21 protein-coding genes are annotated in these 23,109 nt (G+C 72.9%); 12 read left to right on the top strand and 9 right to left on the bottom strand.

From position 1 onward, the window contains the following. Positions 1-36: 36 nt before the first annotated feature. The 5 genes from JS521_RS17030 to lanL form a co-directional block, all read right to left on the bottom strand. Complete coding sequence (locus JS521_RS17030; protein ID WP_205083842.1) at positions 37-1,791, bottom strand: ATP-binding cassette domain-containing protein; 1,755 nt, start codon at positions 1,789-1,791, stop codon at positions 37-39. Further along, positions 1,788-3,533: an ABC transporter ATP-binding protein gene (locus JS521_RS17025; RefSeq protein ID WP_205083841.1), complete on the bottom strand. Its 1,746-nt coding sequence runs from the start codon at positions 3,531-3,533 to the stop codon at positions 1,788-1,790. The genes JS521_RS17030 and JS521_RS17025 overlap by 4 nt, the downstream gene beginning before the upstream one ends. Before the next feature lie 98 nt (positions 3,534-3,631). After that, positions 3,632-3,763, bottom strand: a complete 132-nt coding sequence (locus JS521_RS17020; protein WP_189460106.1) for an ALQxL family class IV lanthipeptide — start codon at positions 3,761-3,763, stop codon at positions 3,632-3,634. Then, on the bottom strand, positions 3,760-5,757 hold the full coding sequence (locus JS521_RS17015) for an alpha/beta hydrolase family protein (protein WP_205083840.1): 1,998 nt from the start codon (positions 5,755-5,757) through the stop codon (positions 3,760-3,762). The genes JS521_RS17020 and JS521_RS17015 overlap by 4 nt, the downstream gene beginning before the upstream one ends. Beyond that, entirely contained in the window at positions 5,754-8,666 is a 2,913-nt protein-coding gene (lanL, locus tag JS521_RS17010; RefSeq protein WP_205083839.1) for a class IV lanthionine synthetase LanL, read from the bottom strand. The genes JS521_RS17015 and lanL overlap by 4 nt, the downstream gene beginning before the upstream one ends. 327 nt (positions 8,667-8,993) lie before the next feature. Here lanL and JS521_RS17005 point away from each other — a divergent pair, with 327 nt between their 5' ends. The 4 genes from JS521_RS17005 (at position 8,994) to JS521_RS16990 (ending at position 12,315) form a co-directional block, all read left to right on the top strand. Then, a complete protein-coding gene (locus JS521_RS17005) occupies positions 8,994-10,160 on the top strand; it encodes a sensor histidine kinase (protein WP_205083838.1) in 1,167 nt (388 codons plus the stop codon). Beyond that, positions 10,148-10,780, top strand: a complete 633-nt coding sequence (locus JS521_RS17000; protein WP_205083837.1) for a response regulator — start codon at positions 10,148-10,150, stop codon at positions 10,778-10,780. The genes JS521_RS17005 and JS521_RS17000 overlap by 13 nt, the downstream gene beginning before the upstream one ends. 234 nt (positions 10,781-11,014) lie before the next feature. Then, a complete protein-coding gene (locus tag JS521_RS16995; protein WP_205083852.1) occupies positions 11,015-11,917 on the top strand; it encodes a CPBP family intramembrane glutamic endopeptidase in 903 nt (300 codons plus the stop codon). Then, complete coding sequence (locus JS521_RS16990; RefSeq protein ID WP_372448591.1) at positions 11,914-12,315, top strand: hypothetical protein; 402 nt, start codon at positions 11,914-11,916, stop codon at positions 12,313-12,315. Before JS521_RS16995 ends, JS521_RS16990 begins: the two co-directional genes overlap by 4 nt. Here the strand turns inward: JS521_RS16990 and JS521_RS16985 are convergent. Together JS521_RS16985 and JS521_RS16980 are read right to left on the bottom strand one after the other, a co-directional pair. After that, on the bottom strand, positions 12,218-12,706 hold the full coding sequence (locus tag JS521_RS16985; RefSeq protein ID WP_205083836.1) for a hypothetical protein: 489 nt from the start codon (positions 12,704-12,706) through the stop codon (positions 12,218-12,220). The two genes, JS521_RS16990 and JS521_RS16985, sit on opposite strands and share 98 nt — an antisense overlap. A 32-nt stretch (positions 12,707-12,738) precedes the next feature. After that, entirely contained in the window at positions 12,739-13,338 is a 600-nt protein-coding gene (locus JS521_RS16980) for a TetR/AcrR family transcriptional regulator (protein WP_205083835.1), read from the bottom strand. Positions 13,339-13,465: 127 nt separating this feature from the next. On the opposite strand from JS521_RS16980, the gene JS521_RS16975 reads away from it, so the two are divergent. Then, complete coding sequence (locus tag JS521_RS16975; protein WP_205083834.1) at positions 13,466-15,748, top strand: exo-beta-d-1,3/1,6-glucosidase; 2,283 nt, start codon at positions 13,466-13,468, stop codon at positions 15,746-15,748. Positions 15,749-15,781: 33 nt separating this feature from the next. Here the strand turns inward: JS521_RS16975 and JS521_RS16970 are convergent, their stop codons facing one another. Next, positions 15,782-16,699 (bottom strand): hypothetical protein, encoded by a 918-nt coding sequence (locus JS521_RS16970; RefSeq protein WP_205083833.1) that lies wholly within the window; start codon positions 16,697-16,699, stop codon positions 15,782-15,784. A 326-nt stretch (positions 16,700-17,025) separates the two neighbouring features. Here JS521_RS16970 and JS521_RS16965 point away from each other — a divergent pair, with 326 nt between their 5' ends. The 6 genes from JS521_RS16965 (at position 17,026) to JS521_RS16940 (ending at position 21,379) form a co-directional block, all read left to right on the top strand. Further along, entirely contained in the window at positions 17,026-17,667 is a 642-nt protein-coding gene (locus tag JS521_RS16965; RefSeq protein WP_205083832.1) for a TetR/AcrR family transcriptional regulator, read from the top strand. A 90-nt stretch (positions 17,668-17,757) separates the two neighbouring features. Then, complete coding sequence (locus JS521_RS16960) at positions 17,758-18,504, top strand: MBL fold metallo-hydrolase (RefSeq protein WP_205083831.1); 747 nt, start codon at positions 17,758-17,760, stop codon at positions 18,502-18,504. A 136-nt stretch (positions 18,505-18,640) separates the two neighbouring features. Next, positions 18,641-18,982 (top strand): hypothetical protein, encoded by a 342-nt coding sequence (locus JS521_RS16955; protein WP_205083830.1) that lies wholly within the window; start codon positions 18,641-18,643, stop codon positions 18,980-18,982. Positions 18,983-18,990: 8 nt separating this feature from the next. After that, positions 18,991-20,352: a hypothetical protein gene (locus tag JS521_RS16950; protein WP_205083829.1), complete on the top strand. Its 1,362-nt coding sequence runs from the start codon at positions 18,991-18,993 to the stop codon at positions 20,350-20,352. A 47-nt stretch (positions 20,353-20,399) separates the two neighbouring features. Then, on the top strand, positions 20,400-20,909 hold the full coding sequence (locus tag JS521_RS16945) for a hypothetical protein (protein ID WP_205083828.1): 510 nt from the start codon (positions 20,400-20,402) through the stop codon (positions 20,907-20,909). Between the two features lie 2 nt (positions 20,910-20,911). Beyond that, positions 20,912-21,379 carry a hypothetical protein gene (locus tag JS521_RS16940; RefSeq protein ID WP_205083827.1) on the top strand — a complete coding sequence of 156 codons (468 nt, stop codon included), beginning with the start codon at positions 20,912-20,914 and terminating at the stop codon, positions 21,377-21,379. An 85-nt stretch (positions 21,380-21,464) separates the two neighbouring features. Here JS521_RS16940 and JS521_RS16935 read toward each other — a convergent pair whose 3' ends face one another. Next, positions 21,465-22,244 (bottom strand): GDSL-type esterase/lipase family protein, encoded by a 780-nt coding sequence (locus JS521_RS16935; RefSeq protein WP_205083826.1) that lies wholly within the window; start codon positions 22,242-22,244, stop codon positions 21,465-21,467. Between JS521_RS16935 and JS521_RS16930 the strand changes: the two genes are divergently transcribed. Beyond that, positions 22,243-23,109, top strand: an 867-nt coding sequence (locus JS521_RS16930) for an SdiA-regulated/phytase-like domain-containing protein (protein ID WP_205083825.1), incomplete at its 3' end; no start/stop codon positions are given. The genes JS521_RS16935 and JS521_RS16930 overlap by 2 nt on opposite strands.

The following is a 23,109-nucleotide window of genomic DNA, read 5'->3' as shown; positions in this document are numbered from 1 at the left end:
TGTGGACCAGTCAGTCGACGCAGTCTGCCACAACGCCTACGGAGTTCCGGCGGCCACCCAGTGGCCCACCAGGTCCGCGTAGAGCGGGCTCTCGTCCAGGAGTTGGGCGTGTGTGCCGATGGCGGTGCGTTCACCGTCGAGCACCATGACGCGCGGCGCGCGCAGCGCGGAGCTGATGCGGTGCGCCACCACGACGAGCGTGGTGCCCCGTGCCGCGAATGCCCGCTCGGCCCGTTCCTCCGCCGCCGGGTCCAGGTGGCAGCACGCCTCGTCCAGCAGCACGACCGACGCGGGGGACACATGGGCGCGGGCCAGCGCCACGAGTTGCCGTTCCCCGGAGGAGAGCGGGGGGCCGTCAAGCCCGACGGGCGCGTCCAGGCCGCCGAGCCGGTCCACGAGTGCTCGCGCACCCACGGCCGTCGCGGAGACGAGGAGGTCGGCGTCCCGGGCTCCGGGGCGCAGGTAGCGGAGGTTGTCCCGCACGGTGCCGGTGAACACGTACGCCTCCTGCGGGATCAGCGTCACCGCCCGGTGGAGCCAGGCCCGGTCGACCTCCGTCACCGGCACGCCGCCCAGGGTCAGCCGGCCGTTGTCCGGTGCGGCAAGCCCGGCCAGCAGGGTCGTCAGGGTCGACTTCCCCGCACCGCTCGGCCCGACGACCGTCAGATGGGAGCCGGCGGGGATGTCGAGGGAGAGCCTGTCGATGACAGGTGCCGCGCCGGGGCCGTAGGCGTAGCCGACGTTCACCAGGGACAGGTCCGGGGAGCGTGGGGTGTGCGGGGAGGCGGCCCGGCCCTGGCTTTCCGCCGCCCCGTGCGGCCCCTGCGGCGTCGACCGGCTCAACTGGCGCAGTACGGTCGCCAGCTGCACGCCCCACGAGCCGAGGACGGCGACGAGTGAGCGCAGGGCCGGAGCGACCCCGCTGATCAGATAGCTGGTCGCGCCCAGCAGTTCGCCCACCGACAGTGCCCCCCGGTCCAGGAGCCGCGGGGCCGCCAGGAGCAGGACCAGCAGGGGGAGATGGCTGCCCAGCGACACCAGCAGGGTGTTGGCCGACGCGGCCCTCGCGACCGCCCGGGCCGCGTCCCGGTGGTCCGCGATCCGGGCGGACAGGTCGTCGGCCACCCGGTCCCGGGCGCCGCACGCGACGACGTCCCGGATGCCGCCGAAGGCCTCTCCCGCCGCCGCCGTGAGCCCTTCCTCTGCCCGCAGTTGGCGGCGCTGACGGCGGGCGAGGACGCGGAGCCGGGGGGCGCAGAGGAGCAGGGTGAGCAGGACCGGGGGCAGGGTGACCGCCGCCACCGGCGCGGACAGGGCGGCCAGGCCCACGAACGCCATCAGCAGGGAGATGCCGAGCTGCCGCGCCGAGCGCAGCAGGGCCGACACCAGCGCCCGTACGGTCTCGACCTGGACCGTCAGCCGGGCCACGCCCGCGCCCGCCGCGTCCCGCGCTCCCGCCGCCGCGCGGTGGACGGCCCCCGCGGCCACGGCCGTCACCAGTTCGTCCCGCAACGGCTCCACGAGCCGCCCCAACCACGGTGTCAGGGTCCGGGTCATCAGGGCGCGGACGACCATCGCGGCCCCGAGCAGACCGATCCAGAAGAAGCCCGCGGCCGGCCGGCCCGCGAGGAAGCCCCGGTCCAGAGCGGCGGCCACGAGGAGTCCGGAGGCGAGTGCGGGGACGGCCTCCAGCAGCGACCATCCCGCCACCGCGACCGCCGCTCCCCGGTGCTGCCGCAGGAACCCGGCGAACAGATGCCGGTCGATGGGGCGCGGGGCTGCCTCGCTCATACCGACTCCTGGGGGTGGGGATGCGGGTCGTGCTCCGGAACGGCTTCCGGTACCGTCCCGGAGTCCGCCGCGAAGAGGGCCCGGTAGCCGTCGAGTCGCCACAGCTCCTGGTGCGGGCCCAGAGCGCGGACCCTGCCGTTCTCCAGCCAGGCCACCAGGTCGGCCCGGGCCGCGGTCGACACCCGGTGGGCGATCAGCACCCGGGTGCGGGCCGACCAGGCCGAGGCCAGCGCGGAGCCGACCCGTGCTTCCGTCGCGGTGTCCAGGCTCGACAGCGCGTCGTCCAGGACGACCACCGCCGGGTCGTGGACCAACGCACGCGCGATTCCGAGGCGTTGGACCTCTCCGCCGGAGAGGGGTGCGTCCTTGAGAGGGGTGTCGTAACCGTGCGGCAGGCGGGCGATGAAGTCGTCCGCCCGCGCGGCCCCGGCAGCCGCCGCCACCTCCTCCCGTGAGGCGTCCGGGCGGGCGAAGGCGATCGTTCCGGCCACCGTCGTCCCCAGCAGCGCGGGACGCTCGAAGGCGTAGCCGACGGCGGCGCGCAGGGCCCGGGGAGTCAGCTCCGGCAGGGGTACGCCGTCGATGGCGACCAGGCCCGCGTCCGGCTCCCCCAACCGCCCGATCAGCGCCGCCAGGGTGCTCTTGCCCGCCCCGGACCGTCCGACCACCGCGAGCGCCGTGCCCGCCGGGACGACCAGGTCCACGGAGTCCAGGACGAGCCGGGTACCGGAACGCACCGTCACCCCCGACAGGGTCAGCGTGCCGGGGCCGCTCGCCGGACGGGCCCGGGTGCCGGGGGCCGGGACCGGCTGGTCGACGACCTCGGCGACCCGGCGCGCACCGGCGGCCGACATACCGAGCGCGAAGAGAGCGTCGAGCTGGTCCAGCGCGGCCATCGCGAGCGCCGTGTACCCGACGACCGCGGCGAGTTCGCCCGCGCTGATGTCGCCGTGGAGGAGGGCGAGTCCCCCGGCGCAGAGGACCAGCACCTCGACGGCCGGGATCAGCAGGCCCACCTGCCATCCGGTGTCCCGCTGGAGCGCCCAGACCCGGTGCCCGGTGCGGGACAGCTCCGGCAGGGGTTCCAGGACCCGGCGCGTCTCGGCCGCAGCGGTGCCGCTCGCGCCGATGGTCCGGGCCCCGCCGAGCGCTTCCAGCAGCAGGGCGGAGATCCTGCCCTGGGTCTCCTGGTACCGGAGGAAGAGCCCCGATCCGCGGTTCATGAACACTCTGGCGATGAGCACCAACGGGGGGACGCCCAGCGAGAAGCAGAGCCCGATCCGCCAGTCGATCAGCCACAGCGCGACCACCCCGCCGAGCGAGGTCAGCACCGCAGCGGAGGCCGTGACCAGCGTGACCCCCGCCGATCCGGCCTGCGCGCATCCGGCGGAGAGGCGCCCCGCGAGGTCCCCGGCGGGGAAGCCGGCCGTCCCCGGCACCCCCGCGTCGAGGGTGCGCCGGACCAGGGAACGGCGCAGCGCGGCCACCGTGCCGGAGCCGTACCCCCCGTTGGCGAGGGTCTGGAGGGCCCCGGTGGTGACGACGAGGGCGAGGAGCGCGGCGCACACGAGGACGGGGCCCGTGGCGGGCCGCCGCGCGACGACCGCGTCCAGGGCCCGCGCCATCGCCCAGGGGAAGGCCAGCGTGCCGGCCGAACCCAGGACGGCGGTGGCGGAGGCGAGGACGAACCAGCCAGGAGTCCGGGCGGTCGCGTCCCACACCAGTCGCTGGGGAGACGTCATCGCGCTCCTTCCGGTCCCCCGTGGCCCCCGCGAGAGGGCGGACGGGCACGGGGTGCGGTTGGTCCTGCGTACGGGAGACGAGTGGGCGCGCACGGCTGCTACTGCTGCTCGATGCTGGTGATGGAGCAGGTCCAGGTACACGTACGGGTGCAGCCGGCCAGCGCGACGGACTCCTCGCCCTCCAGGGTCTGCAGCTCGTCGACGTCGACGGTCATGGTGTTGTCGATCATGATGGTGTCCTTTCGTCGTGCGTTATGTGCCCGAACACCGCCGAGGATGGGCGGTGTCGCACGGCCGCGTCGGCGACCGTGAGTCCAGGGGGAGCGGGGGAGCGGCGGCGGTCCGGGAACCCGGCCGTCAGGAAGCCCACCAGCCGGTCGGTGAGTTCGGCACCGCCCCGCTCCTGGAGCGGGTGGTGTCCCGCTCCCGCGATGTCGAGACAGTCGTGGGGTACGTGTTCCGGGCCGTCCGCCCGCGTCAGTGCCCGGCGCAGCCGGCGCGTCTCGTCCACCGGCACGACGGGGTCGTCACAGCCGTGCAGGGCGAGCAGCGGTACGCGGATGCGGTGGGCGAGGCGTTCGACGTCCCTGGGGCCGAGGTCGTCGTCGGGCGGCTCGCCCAGGCCGTGCCGGTCGATCAGCGCACGCACGGCGGGCGACGACCGCTCGCGCAGGCCGCGCGCGGACAGGAACGGGGCGATCACCGCGCAGCGTGCCCAGGCGTACGGGTCGGCGCACACGGCCAGCAGGGCGAGGAAGCCCCCGTAACTCGTGCCCAGCAGCACGGGTGGTTCGGCGTCCGGCGGGCGCTGCTCCGTGAGCGTACGGACCAGAGCGCGGATGTCCGCGAGGTCGGGGACGCCCCACGCGCCGTGGATCGCCTCGGCGTGGGCCCGGCCGTAGCCGGTGCTGCCGCGCTGGTTGGGGGCCACCACCGCCGCCCCGGTCTCCGACAGGCGCGCGAGCACCGGGTCGTGGCCGAGCGTCCAGTGGTCCTCCGGACCGCCGTGCAGCGCCACGACGACCGTGGGCGCGGTGCGCCAGTCGCCCAGCCGGACGGCCTCGAACCGGCCGGACGGGGTGGCGAACCACTCGGTGGGGGCGTGGGGGGTCGCTGAGTCATCGAGGGCGGAGGACGCGGCCCCGGAAGGGGTGGCCGGTGCGCCGTACGCGGCGGTGTCCGGGACGGTGACCAGGTCCGCGGGGCGGTCCGGGGTCGCGTACACGACGCGCAGCCCGCCCTCGCTCCAGCCCGCCACGGGGTGGAACGCGCCCGGCGGCAGCTCGGCGGGCCGGGGCCGGTCCGCCGCCACGTCGTACAGGAAGAGGCGGGCCTGCGCGCCCCGGGAGACCCGCAGCGCGACCCGCTCACCCGCCGGGTCGGCGGCCAGCGGAAGGACCGCTCCGTCCAGGGAGTTGAGCCGGTCCGGGAAGTGGAGCCGAGGCCGGTGGCCGAGCGTGGCGCGGGCGATTCGCAGCCGCCCGTCGCCGGGGTCGCTCGCCGTCAGCAGCAGTCCCGAGGCCGGTGCCGAGAGCAGCAGCCGGTGGATGCGGCCGTCCGGCGGCGACGGGAGAGCGCGCCAGGTCCCGTCGCGTAGTTCGAGGGAGGCGGGGCGGAGCCCTTCCGGTCCTTCGAGGTCCGTGGCGTAGCGGCAGCCCGTTCCGTCGAGCGGCAGGAGGGCGGCGACCCGGCCCGGCAGGGTCACGGGATCGCTCAGCCGCAGCGGTGCGGACCGGACCCGCCAGACGCGGGTGCGGCCGTCGTGAGCGGTCTCCACCGCCAGCGCGAGCGTGCCGCGCGGGCCGCCGGGCACCAGGCGCAGGCCCCGCGCCTCCACGGACAGGCACTCGGCCGGGTCCTCGGGACCGGTCCCGGCCGAGGACGGCCCCCGGGGGCCGGCGAGCGGAGTACCGGCGGTCATGGTCCCCGCGGTCACCGATCCCGCGGATGCGGGGTGGGACAGCAGGAGCAGGTGACGGCCGGAGCCCGCCGCACCGCGCAGCCGCAGCAGCCCGCCGCATTCGGTCGGCAGCACCTGGGTGGCGGTGGTCTCCGTCGGGGCGCCCTCCCGGAAGCGGGGCGTGTCACCGGCGTACGGGGGACGTGTGCCGTCGAGGTCCCACCACCCCGGGGCCGGCGCGCCGTCGGACGTGGTCACCAGGCAGGCGGCGAACCGGGACCGTGCCGAGAAGCGGAAACTGATGCGTTCCGGCCGCCGGTTCATCGCGCTCCCACCGTGGTACGCGGGTTCCGGCCGACGGGTGCGAAGAGGTCCGGAGTGTCCGGCATCCAGAGCCGCGGGCCCCCGTCCCGCAGGCGCAGCAGCATGCCGACCGTGCCGGCGACACCGGTCTGGTAGCCGCCGGTGACCGCCTCCAGCGATTCGTCCGGCACCACCAGCAGCCCATCGCGCCGTACGGCACGGGTGCGGATGCACGCGGCCAACTGCCCCGCCTGGTCGTGGTAGCGGGGATCACCGAGCGCGGCGTACAGGTCGAGCAGGAACTCGGCGTTCCCGGCGAGCCCGTGACAGGCGGCGGGGGAGGAGAGCCACATGGCCTCCCGTACTCCGGCCGCCGCCAGTACGGCCACCTCCCAGTGGCGTTCGTCGCCGGTCTCGGCCCAGAGCCGGACCAGGAACGTCCCGATGCCCGAGGAGCCGCTGCACCAGTGCGTCTGCCCCACCGGCCCGTCGGCGTCCCGGTCCCCGGCCGGCCAGACCGCCCGGCCGTTCCCGGTCCGGGCCAGCCTCACCAGGGTGTCGCCCGCCGTTCGGGCCGCCCTGACGAGGTCCGCGCGCTCCGCCGCCACACCTGCGGCCAGCAGGAACGCGCCGATCCCCGCGATGCCGTGGGCGAACCCGTAGTGACGGGCTCCGGCCAGGTTCGAGTCGAAGGTGGCCGGGACGGGCCAGATCACCCCGGCGGGGTGATCCTCCGCCGCGGCCACGATCGCCTCGGCGCATTCCACGGCCCGGTCGCGGAAGACCGGGTCGCCGGTCGTGCGCCAGAAGTACAGTTGGGCCATTCCGGCTCCGGCCGCCCCGTGGCAGATATCCCGGTTGGGCCAGTCGACGGGGACCGCGCGCGCCAGAGCGGACGCCTCGGCGACGACGGAGTCGTCGCCCAGCAGCAGGGCCGCGTCGAGCAGCGCCCAGGCGGTGCCCGAGCGGCCGAAGTGCAGCCCGGGCAGAAGCGTTCCGTCGGCGGTCCGGCCGGTGGGGAGGCCGGCGAGACCTCGCCGGGTCCACTCGGTCAGCTCCGCCACACCGTCGCGGACGTCGGCTCCCGCGCCCGCCGCCGCGGCCCGGGTGAGCACGGCGAGGACGCCGGCCGAGCCGTACTGGACGTTCAGCGGGTCGGTGGTCGCGCCGAACGCGCTCACGTCCCAGAGGTGTCCGTCGCTGCCGGGACGGGTGCGCAACAGATAGGCGAGGCCATCGGCGAGCAGCCGCTCGTGCTCCTCGTCGCTCAGGGCCGGGAGACCGTTCTCAGCGGTGGAGCCCGCGACCGGAGTCATGGCCCCGCCGGTCCGTCCCCTGTCTCCGCCGCTCCCGCTGTTTTCGTTTTCTCCGTCTCCGTCGGCGGCGCGTGGGGCTGAGCCGGGCAGCTCCGCCAGGGCCTTCCGTACCCGGGGCAGCTCCCAACGTTCGCCGGGGAGCGGGGAACAGAGAGCGAGGAGCAGAGGCAGGAGCGGTGCCGCCCAGGAGTGATCGGCGATCGCCGACCTGATCAGTGCCTCCGTACGGTCGCCCACCGGGCGGTCATCGGGGACCAAGAGCATGTCGACACCTGTCGCCAGGTGCAGCAGCACCGCGCCGAGTCCGTAGAGATCACTCGCGTACGTGGGAGGCGTGAAGTCGTAGTCCCGCAGCGAGGACACCTCGGGGCCGACATAGCCGGGGGTGTAGCCGCGGCGGACCGGAACGCCCTCAGGGGCCAGGTACTCGACGTCGATGAGCCGGACCCGGCCTTCCGGCGTGACCATGAGGTTGTTCGGCGAGAGGTCGCGCAGCACCCGCCCGGTGCCGTGGACCGCCGCCACGATCTCCACGATCTGCCGGCCCAGGTCCAGGAACTCCGCCAGGTCCCGCACCGGTTGCTCCACCAGCCGGTCGCGTAATGTCCGCCCCGGCACGAACTCCTGGGCCAGGAAAAGGTTCCCGCCCTGGGCGAACAGCTCGATCGCGACCGGGGTGAGGCCCAGCGGAGCCAGTGCCTCCAGCATCTCGGCCTCGTGGCGCAGGGTGTCCTGGAGATCGGTGCCGTCCATACGGACGCCGACGTGCGCCCGGGCCTCCTTCACCACGACCTGCCGGCCGGTGGTCTCGTCGGTCGCGAGGTACACCCCGCCCTTGAAGGCGTGCCGGATCGCCTTGGCGACCACGTAACGGCCTTTGAGGCGCACGGACTTCCGCGCGGGTCCGCTCTCCGGCTTCCGCGGCCCGGCCACCTGCCGCGGCCGGCTCGGCACGGCCCCGGAGCGAGCCACCGCCTCCGGGGAGGGCGTCGGCTCCGGGAACGGCGGCGGTGCCCACGCGGGGGTGGTGACCCAGGCCTGACGCCGGTCCTTCTCAAGCCCGCCGTCGGGATGGCGCAGCCGTACGTCCGTGTCCCCGTCGTTAGTCGTCGTCCGCACCCCGCTGAACACGCCGTAGCGGTAGTGGACGAGACTGCCCGGCGCGTACGGCCGGTCCGACAGGATGCGTGGTCCGCGCAGCCCCAGCGTCGCCGCGTGCAGCCGCCGGGCCAGTCGGCGGAACAGCTCCGGCCCGTCGGGGTAGACCGTGATGAACTTTCCGCCGCCCCCGCGGTCGGCGCGCCCGCCTGTCAGCAGGACGACCCGGTCCAGGGCTCCCGCGAACTTGAACGAGGCGCGTTCCTCGACCAGGACGTCGGCCGCCACCGCCAGGACCAAGGCCGCGGACAGCGGGGTGGCCGACAGGTGGAGCTTCCAGCCCTGCTCGCCGCTCCGATGGCCGTGCGGCCGGACCGAGCACCAGAACTCCCCCTGCTCGACCGACCATTGAGTCGCTCCGCGCCGGTTCAGCACCCCTTCGACGATGCCGGGCAGCAGACCGGTGTCCAGCGCGAAGAAGCTGCCGCTGTCGTGTTCGTCGCGGTGCGTACTCACAGGTGATCCTTCCTGGCCGGTGCGGTGCGGAGCTTGACGGTGCGGGCGGCGCCGCGTACGCGACACGGGTGACATCACAGAGAGTGACGATGTGTCACATGTCATTTCAGCCACGGCAGATCGAAAGATCTGCCGAGTTGTCCGGGAATCGCAGACCGACCTCGGCCGGGGTCTGCCTATCGTGGCCGCGAGCGATCCCCCGATCGCCACGGGTGACGTTAGCGGTGTGCCGAGGGGCCGGTGCACCACCCTTTCTGGGGGGTTGCGATCAAGGGGGGCCGTCGCATCGACAGAGCCGAGACCGGGCTGCACCGGGCCCGGAAGACGATGGTCATCGCCACCGCGCTGTACCGCGGCAGTCATCTGGTCGCGGGAGGCGCCGTGGTGGCGCAGCATCAGCGTGACCTCCTGTTCCCGTGGGTGGCGCTGGGGGCCGCGGTCGCGGCCACCGCCCTCATCTGGTTCATGGCGGCCCGGCACCGGCGGCTCGTTTCCTGGGCCGTGGGTCTCGACGTCCTGCTGATCGGCTGCCTGCTGCCCTTCGGCGCGTATGCGTGGGGCGGGGCCCACACCCAGGAATCGATCGCCTGGGTCATGCTGCTGGGCGGATCGGCTTCGGCCATGGCCGCTGTCGCCTTCGGGGCGCGCCTGCTCGCCGTCACCGTCGTGCTCCTGGTGGTCACGCATCTCGCCGGGTATCTCCTGGTGGATGCGGATGCCTCCGTGACCGGCGCCCATCTGAACGCCCTGGTCTTCTCCGCCGTCGTCTCCTGGGTGCTCACCTGGTATCTCTGCCGGCAGGGCGAGCAGGTCGACTCGGCCAACCGGCGTGCGCTGGCCGCTGAGGCGCAGCGGGCCAGGTTTGCGGAGCGCGTGGCCCATCACAACGCGTTGCACGACACCGTCCTCGCCACCCTGACGGCCATCGCCCGCGGTGGCGTCGATGCCAACACCTCGATGATGCGCGAGCGTTGCGCGCGGGAGGCCGCGTACCTCAGGCGGCTGGTCGAGCAGGCGGACGACCGCGAGCAGGCCTCCGAGGTGCGGGCCGCACTGGAGGAGTCCGTACGCGCCGCCGAAGCGCTCGGGCTGCGGGTGACCGCCCGCTACCACGAGCCGCCCGCCGTGCCCGGCGAGATAGCACTGGCCATGGCACGGGCCGCGACCGAGGCGCTCAACAACGTGCGGTGCCACGCCGGTACGGGGCACGCCTTCGTGACCGCCGCCGGTGACTCCGGCCGGCTGATCGTCACCGTGGTCGACCGGGGCCGGGGTTTCGCTGTCGGAGCCGCCGGGCCGGAGCGAGCGGGCGTACCGGCCGGGGCGGAGGCGTCGGCTGGAGCGGCGAGGCCACCGGGCCCCGCCCGGCCGGGCGCCGGCGGGATCGGACTCGACCGTTCCGTGCACGCACGGATGCGCGGCGTGGGAGGGCGGGCCTTCGTGGACAGCGCCCCCGGCGAGGGCGTGCGCGTGGAGCTGAGATGGCCGGGGTGATCACCGTCGCCGTGGTGGACGACGACCGGATGCTGCGGGACGGCATCCGGTCGTGGTTCGCGGGAGTCGAGGAGGTGGACCTCGTCGCCTGCGCCGCCACCGTCGACGAGTTGCTCGCCGGCCCCGGGGAGCCGCCGGACGTCGTGCTGCTCGACCTCATGCTCCGCGACGACCGGCCGCCCGCCGACAACATCCGCCGGCTGCGGGCGGCCGGCAGCCGGGTGCTGATGATCAGCGTGGTGGCGGACCGCGACCGGATCGTCGCGGCCGTCACCGACGGCGCCGACGGCTTCCTCACGAAGGACCAGGAGCTGTCCGTACTCGTCGAAGCCGTCGGCGAGATCGCGGCCGGGCGTACCGCCCACTCCCCGGAGCTGGCCTTCGCTCTGGCCTACGACCGGGGTTCCACGCGCCCCCGGCTGTCCCCCCAGGAGCGCGAGGTGCTGGTGGGGTACGCCTCCGGGCTCACGCTGAAGGCCACCGCCCGCAGGGCCGGGATCACGGTGAACACGGCGAAGTACTACCTGGACCGGGTGAAAGCCAAGTACCAGGAGGCGGGTCGGCCGACCTACACCAAGATCGACCTGGCGGCCCGGGTCCGCGAGGACGGCTGGCGTTGACCCGTGCACGCACGGCATCCGAAGATCGCTGATGTGAGCCACCCTTCTGATCCGCCGCCTCCGCCCTCGTCCTCGCCCTCGGACGGGCCCCCGCACTCGTCCTCCTCGCCTCCTCCGTCGCCCTGGGCCCCGCCGTCGTCGGCGGGCGGTCCGCCGCACCCGCCCGCACCGGCCTGGCCGGGTGGGCAGGGCTGGGACCGGCCCCCGGAGTGGAGCCGCCCGCCGACCGGGCCGGTGCGGGCGCCCTCCGGATCCCGCTACGACGAGCAGGGGCGCAACGGGCAGGGCGGACGGTTCGGCTGGATCGGCGAGCTGTCGGCCGTCGTGGGTCTGGTCCTGCTGGCTGTCGTGGTCGTCGGCATCGTCGGCATGGTCCTCGCGGAGCTGCTGGACGCGGCCCCCGCGGACGCGGACAGCGACCTCTTCTTCGAGGACCCCGTCGCCGACCTGGTCGTCCAGCTCCTCGGCATCGCGATCGCCATACCCATCGTCCTGTGGGGCGCCCGCGTGCTGGGCCGGCGCCCCGCCGGGACCGTCTCCTCCGTCGTCGGGCGGCTGCGCTGGGGCTGGCTCGGGCGGTGCGCCGCCGTGGGCTTCCCGCTGATGATCGTGCAGATCGGCCTGCTGATCGCGTGGACCTGGAACGACGAACCGGTCGGGGAGTCGGGGAGCGGCTTCCCCGGATGGCCCGTCTTTCTGCTGAGCCTGGCCGTGATCCTGGCGCTCGTCCCGTTCCAGGCCGCCGCCGAGGAGTACGTCTTCCGGGGCTGGCTGGTCCAGGTGATCGGCCGGGTCGTACGTACGCCCTGGCCGGCGATCGTCGTCGCGTCCCTGCTGTTCGCCCTGGCCCACGGATTCGGTGAACTCTCCGGGTTCCTCCTGCTGTTGTACTCGGCGCTGTGGTGGGGCTGGCTGGTGATCCGTACCGGCGGGCTCGAAGCCGTGATCGTCATGCACGTCGCGAACAACCTGCTGGCCTTCGGTCTCGCGGCCGGCTTCGGCGAGCTGGCCAGCACGGAGACCGCCGCCGACGCGCCCTGGCAGGCCATGGTGGCCGAACTCGTCTTCGCCCCGCTCTACTGTCTCACCATGGCCCGGATCGCGGGCCGCCGCGGGATCGAGCGGGTGAGCCCTTGACCGGTGCAGGCCGTACGGGGGCCGGTGAAGGCGGTACGGGGACCGGTGCAGGCCGTGCGCGGCTGTGGAAGTCCTTCGTCCCGGTGGTGGTGAACCTGTTGCTCGGGATACCGGCCGTGGTGCCGGCCTTCCTGGTCTGGTACGTCCTGTCCAACGGGCCCCTCGCGGAGCTGGGATGGACCCAGCGGGAGCCGACCGAGAACGACGGGATGTGGTTGTGGCTGGTCTTCGTCGTGCCCGTGGTCGGCGTCTTCGGAGGGTTCTGGGCCCTGATCAACCTGTGGATGCGGCGCAGGCTGATCACCGAAGCGCCGTCGTACCCGTACCCCTACCCGTACTGGTCACTGGCGGTGACGCTGACCCTCGCCCCGTATCTGCTGGGCGCCGCCTTCGGCTGAGGAACGCGGCGGTGCAGGCCAGGGCGACGGCGAGGCCGGCCGACACCTGGACGAGTACGCCGATCGACCCGGCGAGGTGCTCCACCGTCGAACCGTCCGCGTACACGCAGGCGTTGCGCAGCGGCCAGTAGTCCTGCCGGAGGCTCGTCAGCGGGGCGCCGGACGTGTTCATGTCCTCGCACAGCGCGGGGAACGGCCCTCCCAGGGTGACGGAGAACCAGCCGCAGCAGTACACGGACGCGGCCGAGAAGCCGAAGAGAAGGGCCGCGGCTCCGAAGATCCTGGGCAGCGGACGGGGCCGGTTCCGCAGCAGCAGCACGACCACGAGGGCACACGCCGGTACAGCCGCCCCGCTGAGGAGCAGGAGCAGTCCCATCAATGGCGTCGGCATCGGGCCCGTTCTCTTCTCGACCTCTTCTCGACTCAGAACACCACGGTCAGCTGCGCGCGCACGTGGGCCCGCAGCACCTCCGCCATGTCCGTCGCACAGTCGCTGATCAGCCACTGGATCTGGAGGCCGTCCATCAGCGCGATGAGCTGCTGCGCGGCGGCCGAAGGATCGACGTCGTCCCGGAGTTCGCCCGCCTCCCGGGCCTGGACGTAGGCCCGTTCGGTGTTGGCCACGGACGTACGGTAGCGGGCCTCGAAGTACGCGTGCGCCGGGTGGTCCGGGGCGGTGGCCTCGGCCGCGACCACCGAGAACAGCTCCACGATCCCGCGCCGCTTGGCGTTCAGCTCGGCGAGGTCCACCAGCCGGCGCAGATGGTCCACGCCCTGGGTGACGCCGAGCGCCAGCCACTCGTCGTCCACGTCGTCGCGCCGCTGGAGGACGGCGAGGAGCAGCGCCTCCTTCGTCGGGAAGTGGTGCAGGAGCCCCGGGTGGGAGATGCCGCAACGGGTGGCGATGACGCGGAGCGACGCGCCTCGGTAGCCGGCCTCGCCGAAGAGGGCCATCGCCTGGTCGAGGATCTCGATCCGCCTGGCCCGGCCCTTGGCGTAGCCGCGCCGGGTTTCCGGGGTCACGCGTATTCACCCGTTGTCATCGGACGCCTTTCTCGTTCCGCCCCAGATTCTCACAGGGGCGAATACTTACCAAGCGGTCGGGATTGAGCGTACGGTACTGCGGAGTGCCGTCGTGAAAGGAAGTCCTGTGGGTCTCAAGCCGCCGTACCTCGACCCCGCGCTGCCCGTCGCGGAGCGGGTCGCCGACCTCCTGGGGCGCATGACGCTGCCCGAGAAGGTCGGCCAGATGCTCCAGCTCAACGCCAAGGAGGGCGTGCGGCACCTCGTCGAGGACCTGCACGCGGGCTCGATCCTGCACGCCTCGCCGGAGCGGGTGCGCGAGGCCGCCGCGCTCACCGCGAAGACCCGGCTGCGCATCCCGCTGCTCGTCGCGGAGGACTGCATCCACGGGCACTCGTTCTGGGAAGGGGCCACGATCTACCCGACGCAGCTCGGAATGGCCGCCACCTGGGATCCGGAGCTGGTGGAGCGGATCGCGCGGGCGACGGCGGTCGAGGTCGCGGCGACCGGGGTGCACTGGACGTTCTCGCCGGTGCTCTGCATCACCCGGGACCTGCGGTGGGGCCGGGTCAGTGAGACCTTCGGCGAAGACCCCTTCCTGATCGGTGAGTTGGCCTCCGCGATGGTGCGCGGCTACCAGGGCGACGGCCTCGACGACCCGACCGCGATCCTGGCCTGCGCCAAGCACTTCGCCGGGTACTCCGAGACCCAGGGCGGCCGGGACGCCAGCGAGGCGGACATCTCGCGCCGCAAGCTGCGCTCCTGGTTCCTGCCGCCGTTCGAGCGGGTCGCGAAGGAGGGCTGCCGGACGTTCATGCTCGGCTACCAGTCGATGGACGGCGTGCCTGTCACCGTCAACAACTGGCTGCTCAACGAGGTGCTGCGCGGCGAGTGGGGCTACACCGGGACCTTGGTCACCGACTGGGACAACGTCGGCCGCATGGTGTGGGAGCAGAAGGTCTACGCCGACTACGCACAGGCGTCGGCGGCGGCGGTCCGCGCGGGCAACGACATGGTGATGACCACGTCGAACTTCTTCGCGGGGGCCCAGGAGGCGGTGGCCCAGGGTGCGTTGACGGAGACGGAGATCGACGCCGCCGTACGCCGCATCCTGACGCTCAAGTTCGAACTGGGCCTCTTCGAGGACCCGCGCCACCCCGACTCCGCCCGGCAGGCCGAGGTCATCGGCAGCGGGGCGCACGCGGTGCTGAACCTGGAGGCGGCCCGCCGCTCGCTGGTGCTGCTGGCGAACGACGGCACGCTGCCGTTCGCGGGCGGCCTGGAGGCCGGCGGGGAGGGGCGGCCCACGGGGCCCGGTCCGCGTACGGTCGCGGTCATCGGCCCCAACGCGGATGACGCGCAGACCCAGTTGGGCGACTGGGCGGGCTCCTCCGGACAGGCCGACTGGCTGCCGGACGGCCAGCCGCGCGCCATGATCCGTACCGTCCTCGACGGCTTCCACGACCACGTGCCCGCCGACTGGACCGTCTCGTACGCGCCAGGCGCCCGGATCCTGGAGGTCGGGCCCGACCCGGAGGGGGAGTTCTTCCCCGACGGGCAGCCCCGCCCCGAGGTCGTCCACCCGGCCGCCCCCGACGCGGAGCTGATCGCCGACGCGGTCGCCGCAGCCGAGGCCGCCGACCACGTCGTCGCCGTCGTCGGCGACCGGATCGAGCTGATCGGCGAGGGCAAGTCGACGGCCACCCTCGAACTCGTCGGCGACCAGGTGGCGTTGCTGGACGCACTGGCGACGACGGGCAAGCCGCTGGTCGTCGTGGTCATCAGCTCCAAGCCGCTGGTGCTGCCGCCGTCCGCGCTCGGTGCGGCGGCGATCGTGTACGCGGCCAACCCGGGCATGCTCGGCGGCCGGGCGGTCGCGGAGCTGCTCCTCGGCCTGATCGAGCCGACCGGCCGCCTGCCGCTCTCCTTCGCCCGGCACGCGGGTCAGCAGCCGACGTACTACAACCAGGTGCGCGGCCAGCACGGTACGCGCTACGCGGACCTCACCCAGCGCCCCGCGTTCGCGTTCGGCGAGGGGCTGAGCTACTCGACGGTCGCCTACACGGACCTGGAGGTGCTGACGGCGGTGGTCGACGAGTCGGAGACGGTACGGGCCCGGGTCACGGTGACCAACACGGGTGCGCGGCCCGCGCTGGAGACGGTGCAGGTGTACGTGAGCGACACGGTGACATCGGTGACCTGGGCGGAGAAGGAGTTGAAGGCCTACCGGCAGGTCGAGTTGGCCCCGGGTGAGTCGCGGGAGCTCCTCTTCGAACTCCCGGTGGCCGACTGCACGCTGGTGGACGCGGAGGGCGTCCGCGTCGTGGAGCCGGGCCGCTTCGAGCTGCTGGTGGGCCCGTCGTCCCGGGACGAGGCTTTGCTGCGGGGGGAGTTCACGGTCAAGGGGTGAGGCGGGGGCCGTTCTCGTCCGCCTGGGCGCAGGTCACGGCTGCTCGGACGTCTTCCTCAGCTCGTACAGGTCCCAGGAGTCCGGGTCGCCGATGAACTGGTAGAGGGTGAGCCGGCTCTCCGTACCGCCGACGTTCCAGGTGCCGTACGTGCACGAGTCGACCCTGACGTCCACCACCTGTGACCATCGGCCCTCGCCGGGTTCGTACGTCCAGGTGCCCTGCCCCGTACAGATGTCGCCGTCGTCTTCCCCGTCCCCAGGTCCCCAGCCGCCGAGGTCGTCGTCGACGGCGTCGGCGGTGACCCGGCCGCCGGCCCCGAAGGTGAGCGTTCCGCCGTGTCCGTCGGACCAGCGGCCGACGAAGTCCGCCGAGGTGGCCGCCGGCGGACGGTACTCCTTCAGCACCCCCGTCGCGAGGCCCACCCCGCCGAGGACGGCGGTGAGGACGATGGCGGCCACTCCCCACAGGGTCACCGGCCCGAAGACCCGCTCCCGGTGCGAACGCCAGAGCAGCGCCGGGACGGTGAGCGCGGCCGTGGTGAGGAACCACCCCAGGGCGACGGCCCCGGCCCCGGCACCGCCGGCCAGCGCGACGACGGCGCCGACGAGCAGGAGGGAGACGGCCCCCGCCACCACCGGAACCCACCACCACACCTCGCGCCCGCCGAACCGGCGCCCCAGTACGTCGCTGAGCCAGGCGGTGGGGAAGACGAGGCCCACGGACAGCATGGCGGCGACCGCGGTTGCGAACACGGCGAGCACGGGCAGAAGGAAGATGAACATCGCCGAACCGCCGACGCCCGCGTCCGGTGACTCCTGCGTGACGCCGTACACGATGGACACGACGAGCGCGAGCGTCGCTTCCAGGAGCAGCACCAGGATCGAGAGCAGCAGAGACAGCCCGAAGAGCCGCTTCTTCCCCTTCTTCCCCGGTCTTCCTGTCTTGTCCATCGTCAGTCCCCCTTGCACGCGTTGATGTACGTGCGGCACGCCCACCCGGGGCGGCAGCTACGGTTATCGTGCCAGAGCAGTTTGAACGCGTTCAACGCAGGGGTGCCGGGGTGGAGGGCACATGTGTGCGGGCGCACCCGGGCGAACCCAGGGCGCATCCGGGTCCGGCTCGGGGCGCGCAAAGAAGAAGCGTTTCCGCGTGCGGTTATTCCCCCGTACGGGTGTGGCGCGGCCGTCCGCACGGCGGTGGGGCGAGCACAATGGGGCGGCGGTTCGTGCAGAGGCGCGCAGGCCCCTCTCCCGCACCTTGCGCTCAAGGAGGACCGGTGGCGGACAGCTGGACGGTTCAGCGGACCGGGCCCGGGGATGTCGCGCGCACACAGGCGCGGGAACAACTTCTGGAAGCAGCCAGGGAGTTGTACGGCATCAACGGATACCGGGAGACCGCCGAGCACGATGTGTGCGAGGCGGCCGGGGTGCCGGTCGAGGTGCTGCGTCAGGAGTACGGGTCACGGGAGGGGCTGCTCATCGCCCTCCACAACCGGGTCACGACGACGGGGCTGCGGGCTGCGGAGAGCGCGCTGCTGACCGAGGGCATCGAGGAGTGCTCGATCGAGGAGCGGGTCCGGCGGCTCTTCGACGCGTACGTGGAGGCCGTCACCCGCGACCCGCGCGAGGCGCGCGTGACGTTCGTCGAAGTGCTGGGCGTGAGCGCCGTGGTGGACGAGCACTGCAAGCTCTGGCGGGCGCTGTGGACGGAGTTCCTCACGGGAGAGGCCGAGCGGGCGGTGGACCGGGGCGAGGCGGAGGACCGGGACCACCGGGTCGACGTGATGGTGATGGTCGGCACGGTCCACGAACTGATGGCCCACCACGCCCGCCGCTGCCGCCGGGCCCGCCCCGGCGAGGTCTCGGGCGAACTGACCCAGCTGGCCCTGTCGATGCTGGGGTCGCAGCGGAGCGGGTGAGGACCGCCCCGGGCCGACCCGGGCCCGCGCTCGTCGTCGCCGAGAGCGAAACGCCTCGGACGCGGCCGGCCGAGCTGACAGGCTGGCCGTATGACGCAGCGTACGAACGAGACCGTCGCACTGCACCGCCTCGATCTCGGCTCCTTCGTCCGGCCCGCGTCCGAGACCGGCGGGCCGCACCCCAGAGTCGAACCTGTGCTCGCCTACCTCGTCGAGCACGAGCGCGGCCGGATTCTCTTCGATACGGGGATCGGGGCGGGGGATCCCGGGGCCGAAGCGCGCTACCGACCCCGGCGCCACCCGCTGGAGGGCGCGCTGGCCGCCGTGGGGGCGGCACTTGAGGACGTGGCGCTCGTCGTGAACTGCCACCTCCACTTCGACCACATCGGCGGAAATCCTCTGCTGGCCGGGGTGCCGGTCCTGGTCCAGGAGACCGAGCTGGCCGTCGCGCGGCGGGGCGGGTACACCATCGACGCCCTGGTCGACTTCCCCGGTGCGGTGTACGAGCAGCTCTCCGGGGAAGCTGAGGTCTGGCCCGGGGTGTGGGTCGTTCCGACTCCCGGGCATACGGCCGGGCATCAGTCGCTGGTGGTCCGGCAGAGGGACGGTACGGCCGTCGTCCTCGCCGGGCAGGCCCACGACTTCGCCTCGCACTACGCCTCCGACGAGCTGGCCCGTCGCGCCGTCCTCGACGGGGTGTCGCAGCCGCTTCCGCCGTATCGTCCCTGGCTGGACCGGCTGGCCGCGTTCGACCCGCGGCGAGTGTTCTTCGCGCACGACTGCTCGGTGTGGGAGCCGGCCACCCGGGTTTCCCTCCTCCCGGCCCCGCTCCGGTGACGGCCACCGCGCGAACTGGTCGGGGTAGTGAGGACGGGGTGGCGATCCGGGAGTTCTGGGGAGTGTTCTCCAGGACGCTTACCGATAATCGTATGATGGCGCCTTGTCAACCGGGGGCACGACAGGGGGAAGAACGATGACGACGGATTCCGGGCAGGGAGCAGCGGATTTCGCTTCGACGCCGGCGCAGAAGAAGGCGGCCGCGGGCACCATCAGGGATGATCTTGAGCCGAACACCAAGAAGACCGCCGAGCGGGCCGACACCGCCACCGAAAGCGCCCGCAAGGGGTTCGACGGCTGGGAAACGGCCGCTGGCCTGAAGACGGTCGCGGGCACGTGGGACCGTCAGGTCAGGAGCCTCATGGGGCGCCTGGCCCTGGAGAAGAACGCGCTGAGCGGCGCCTCCGGTCTTTTCGCGCGCAATGACATCGGCGTGGGCAATCAGCTGCTGGCGCAGTCCAAGCTGGACCGTCTGTAGGGCCTGCGATGTCGACCTCCTACTACGAGATCATGACCACCAACCTGGGCCTGCTGACGACGGCCGCCACCGAGTGGGAGGCGATGGCCGGCGAGCTGGGCAAGATCGAGACCCGCTACGGCGGCAGCGTCCAGAAGATTTCGTGGGCTGGTGTGACCGCCGACATCGGCCGGACGAACTTCGCCGCGACCCGGTACGAGTACGCTGCCGCCCAGGTCCAGGCCCAAGCCGTCGCGAGCCTGCTGCGGGACGCGCACGAGAGGTTCACCGACCTCAAGAGGAGGCTGGAGAGCGCCCGCGACGATGCGATCGACGCCGGCATGATGGTGTCCGAGCAGGGGCGGGTCGCCTTCGACTGGGACAAGCTCACCCCCTCCGAGCGCAGCGCGTACGTTCACGATCCCGACGGCCAGAGGGTGATCCGCGATTCCGTCGCCTCGTGGCAGCAGCACATCGACGACAGGGTCAAGACCGTCTCCGAGGTGGACCGGAGTGTCCGCGCCGCCCTCGTCGCCGCCGTCGCCGACAGCAACAAGGACGCCTTCGGCAAGGGCGACGACGCCACCCTCGACGGGTTCAACGCCCACGCCGAGGGAGACCTCGCGAAGGCCACCTCGGCGGCGAAGGCCAGGGACGCCGGCACGACGAAGACGGACGGCTGGGTCTCCGAGGGCAAAGCGGATCTGACCGGCCCCGGCGCCGAGTTCACGATGACCGGCCCCAAGTACGGGAAGGAGGGCTCGGTCAAGGCCGCCGCAGACCTCTTCCACGGCACCGCCGAGGGGTCTCTGACCAACGGACAGTGGAAGCTCTCCGGGGTCGGCGACATCTACGGAGGTGCCAGGGCCACCGCCAACTACGGGTTCACCCAGGAGGGCCTCGTCGCCAAGGCCGAAGCGTCCGCGGGCATACGGGCTCTGGCCGAGGGACGCGCCGAGTACGGGCCGTACGCCGGTGCCTACGGACGGGTCGAGGGTTTCGCCGGCGGCGAGGGGGCCGCCAGCCTCAAGGTGACGAAGGAAGAGGTCACCCTCGGGGCGAAGGCGTTCGCCGGGGCGAGGGGCGGAATCGCCGGTGGTGTGGAGGTGGCCGGAATCGGCATCGGCGGGACGGCCGAGGCGTGGAAGGGAGCCGGTGCGGAGGCCTGGGTGGGCTGGAAGAAGGACGAGAACACCGGGGCGTACACGTTCGGCTGGGATGCGGGACTCGCCCCCGGTGCCGGTGGCAGCCTGGGAATGGAGATCACCGTCGACCCGGACAAGGTGGCCAAGAGCGCCGGCGCCGCGGCCGACGCCGTCGGCGACGGGCTCGATGCCGCAGGCGACGCTGCAGGTGATGCCAAGGACGCCGTCGTCGACTTCTTCTCCTGACGCCTGATTTCCTGAGATGTACGTTTCCCTGGAAGGGAGGGCCTGAGATGCCCCTGATACTGCCGGTGCCCATCGAGTTCCGCCTGCCGGAGGACTGGCTTCCCGCGCCCGCTCCGGAGGGGGCCGACGCCGCGGATGTCGCCTTCGCCGCGGTGTATCAGCAGCCGGAGGCCGGGTTCACGGCCAACATCACCGTCGACGGCGCATTTCTGCCGGACACGGTCACCCTGGCCGAGCTCGCGGAAGAGTCGGTGGAACGCCTGCGCGAGGTCGCCGAGTCGGTGGCCTTGGCACACCGCCGAGAGGTCGGCTCCGCGGAGGCACCCGCTCTGACCCAACGGCTGACCTTCTCGACCGCCGCGGACGGATCGCGCCGCGACCTCGTCCAGTCGCAGGTGTACCTGTCCATGTCGGATGTCGATGATCCGCGCAAACGGGCGGCGGTCCGGTTGGCTCTGACCGCCACCGCGGCCCAGCACGACGAGGTCCTCGGAGACTTCCAGGACTTCGTGCGCACGGTTCGCCCGGTGAACACGCCTCCTGGAACGGGGGCCTAGCGATGGGACGCTGGCGGGACAGGTTCACCGGCACCAGATACCCGGACAGCGGTGTCGCGCCGCTGTCCGTGGCCGAGGTCCGGGCCGCGCTGCTTGCGGTGAACGGGCTCGGCGTGCCGTTCCGCGTGCGCAACGCCCTTCCCGCGGAGAAGGCGGACCTGGTGGCGGAGTGGCGGGTTCCTGAGCTGAAGATCAGGCTGAAGACCCGGATGCGTCTGCTCACGGACACCCACGAGGTGCGTGCGCTCGACGAGCGGTGGGAGGCGTCGACGCCTGATTCCTTGGGCAAGCGGTACGGCCGGGGCCCTGCGCCCCACATTGCCCGGCGGTGGTCGCACGAGCAGGGGCCCGACGGACGTCGCCACAAGGTCGAGACCTTCCGCTTCGACTCGCGTGACATGAGGAATCCGTTGCGTCAGGCCGCCCTCGACGCGGGCTGGACCTGGCGCGGAGTGCTGTCCCGGCTCTGACCGGCACGCGCTCCCTCCCTCTGATGTGCGGCTCCGGATGGCCCGCGTCCGAGACCGGCGGGCGGGACGCCGCCTTCGGGGCGGGTCAGCCCTCCGCGGTGGCCGGTCCGCCGACCAGCGCCGGCAGCCCCGCGTACGGGCCGCCCAGCCCCCACGCCTGGTGCATCGCGTCGGCGAACGCGGCGGCGAGGAGGTGTTCGCCCGTCGGGCCGGGGTGCGTGCCGTCGTACGTGTCCGTGTGGATGTCGTAGCCCGGCGGGTGCGAGGCCAGGAGGAGCGGGGAGGACGGGGTGTCGAGGTCGGCCACCGCCTTGGCCAGCAATTCGTTGAAGCGGGCGCAGGAGGCGGCGAAGGGCGCGTCCGTCTCGGCCCGGACGTTCGGTATCACCGGGAGCAGCACCATGCGGATGTGGGGGTTCGCCGTCCGGGCGGCCTCGATGAAGGCGCGGGCGTTCGCCGCCGTCTGCTCGGCGTCCGTGTAGAAGCCGAGGTCTATCAGGCCCAGCGAGACCAGCAGGACGTCCGCCTCCGTCTCGCGCACCGCGTCCGCGATCACCGGGGCCATGTGCAGCCAGCCCTCGCCCCAGCCGGAGAGATGGCGGCGGGCGGGCGGGGGGAAGGACGGGTCGGCGTACGCGTGGGAGAGCGGGGCGTTCGCCTCGGCGTCGTACAGCGTCGAGCGCGGGCCGACGATTTCGTACGTGAGGCCGGGGAAGGTCTCCAGGTGCTGCCACATCCGGTAGCGCCAGGTGACGTCGCCGGCGCGCCCGATGGTCATGGAATCGCCGACGAAGAGGAAACGCATGGCGTCATCATGGCCGATCACGGCTCCGGCCTGCGACGTGACGATGGACACTTGGGCCATGCGTTCGTATCCGACCGGCCCGGCGGGCCCTCGTGCTGCCGCCCTCGCCGCCGCTCTTCTGCTGCTCGCCGGGGCCGGTCCTGCCGTGGCCGACGACGGGCGGCCCGACCGTGACTTCACGATCGAGGACCCCCGCATCACGGAGTCCAGCGGCCTCGCCGCCAGCCGCGCGCACCCCGGCGTCTACTGGACGCACAACGACAGCGACGACGGCCCCTACGTCTTCGCCGTCGACTCCCGCACCGGGAAGACCCTCGCCACCATCACCATGCGGGGGGTCGGGGAGCCGAGGGACGTCGAGGGCATCTCGATCGGGCCGGACGGCGACCTCTACGTCGGTGACATCGGGGACAACCTGGACGGCTCGTGGAGCCATGTCTGGATCTACCGGTTCCCCGAGCCGAAGGAGCTGCGCGACGCCACCGTGAACGCCGTCCAGTACGACGTGAAGTACGCCGACGGGGCCCGCAACGCCGAGGCGCTGATGGTCCATCCGAAGACCGGCCGCGTCTACATCGCCTCCAAGAACGAGGACGGCGGCGGCCTTTACGAGGGGCCCGCGAAGCTGACGGCTGGCGCCGTGAACACGTTCCGACGGGTCGGCGAGGTGCCGTGGGTGACGGACGGGGCCTTCTCGCCCGACGGGAAGCGGCTGGTGCTGCGTTCGTACTTCAGCGCCCGCGAGTACGCCTTCGAGAACGGCCGCCTCGGCGAGGACCGGTCGGTCGCCGCCCCGTTCCAGCGGCAGGCCGAGTCGGTGACGTACACGGCGGACGGCTCGGCGCTCATGTTCGGCTCGGAGGGGGCCCGGAGCGGGGTCGTCCGGGTGGAGGCGGAGGGCGGCGGCTCCGGGGGCGGTCAGGAG

This window comes from Streptomyces durocortorensis (genome assembly GCF_016901035.1).
GTDB lineage: Bacteria > Actinomycetota > Actinomycetes > Streptomycetales > Streptomycetaceae > Streptomyces > Streptomyces durocortorensis.
This window is presented reverse-complemented; position numbering and strand designations above follow the sequence as displayed.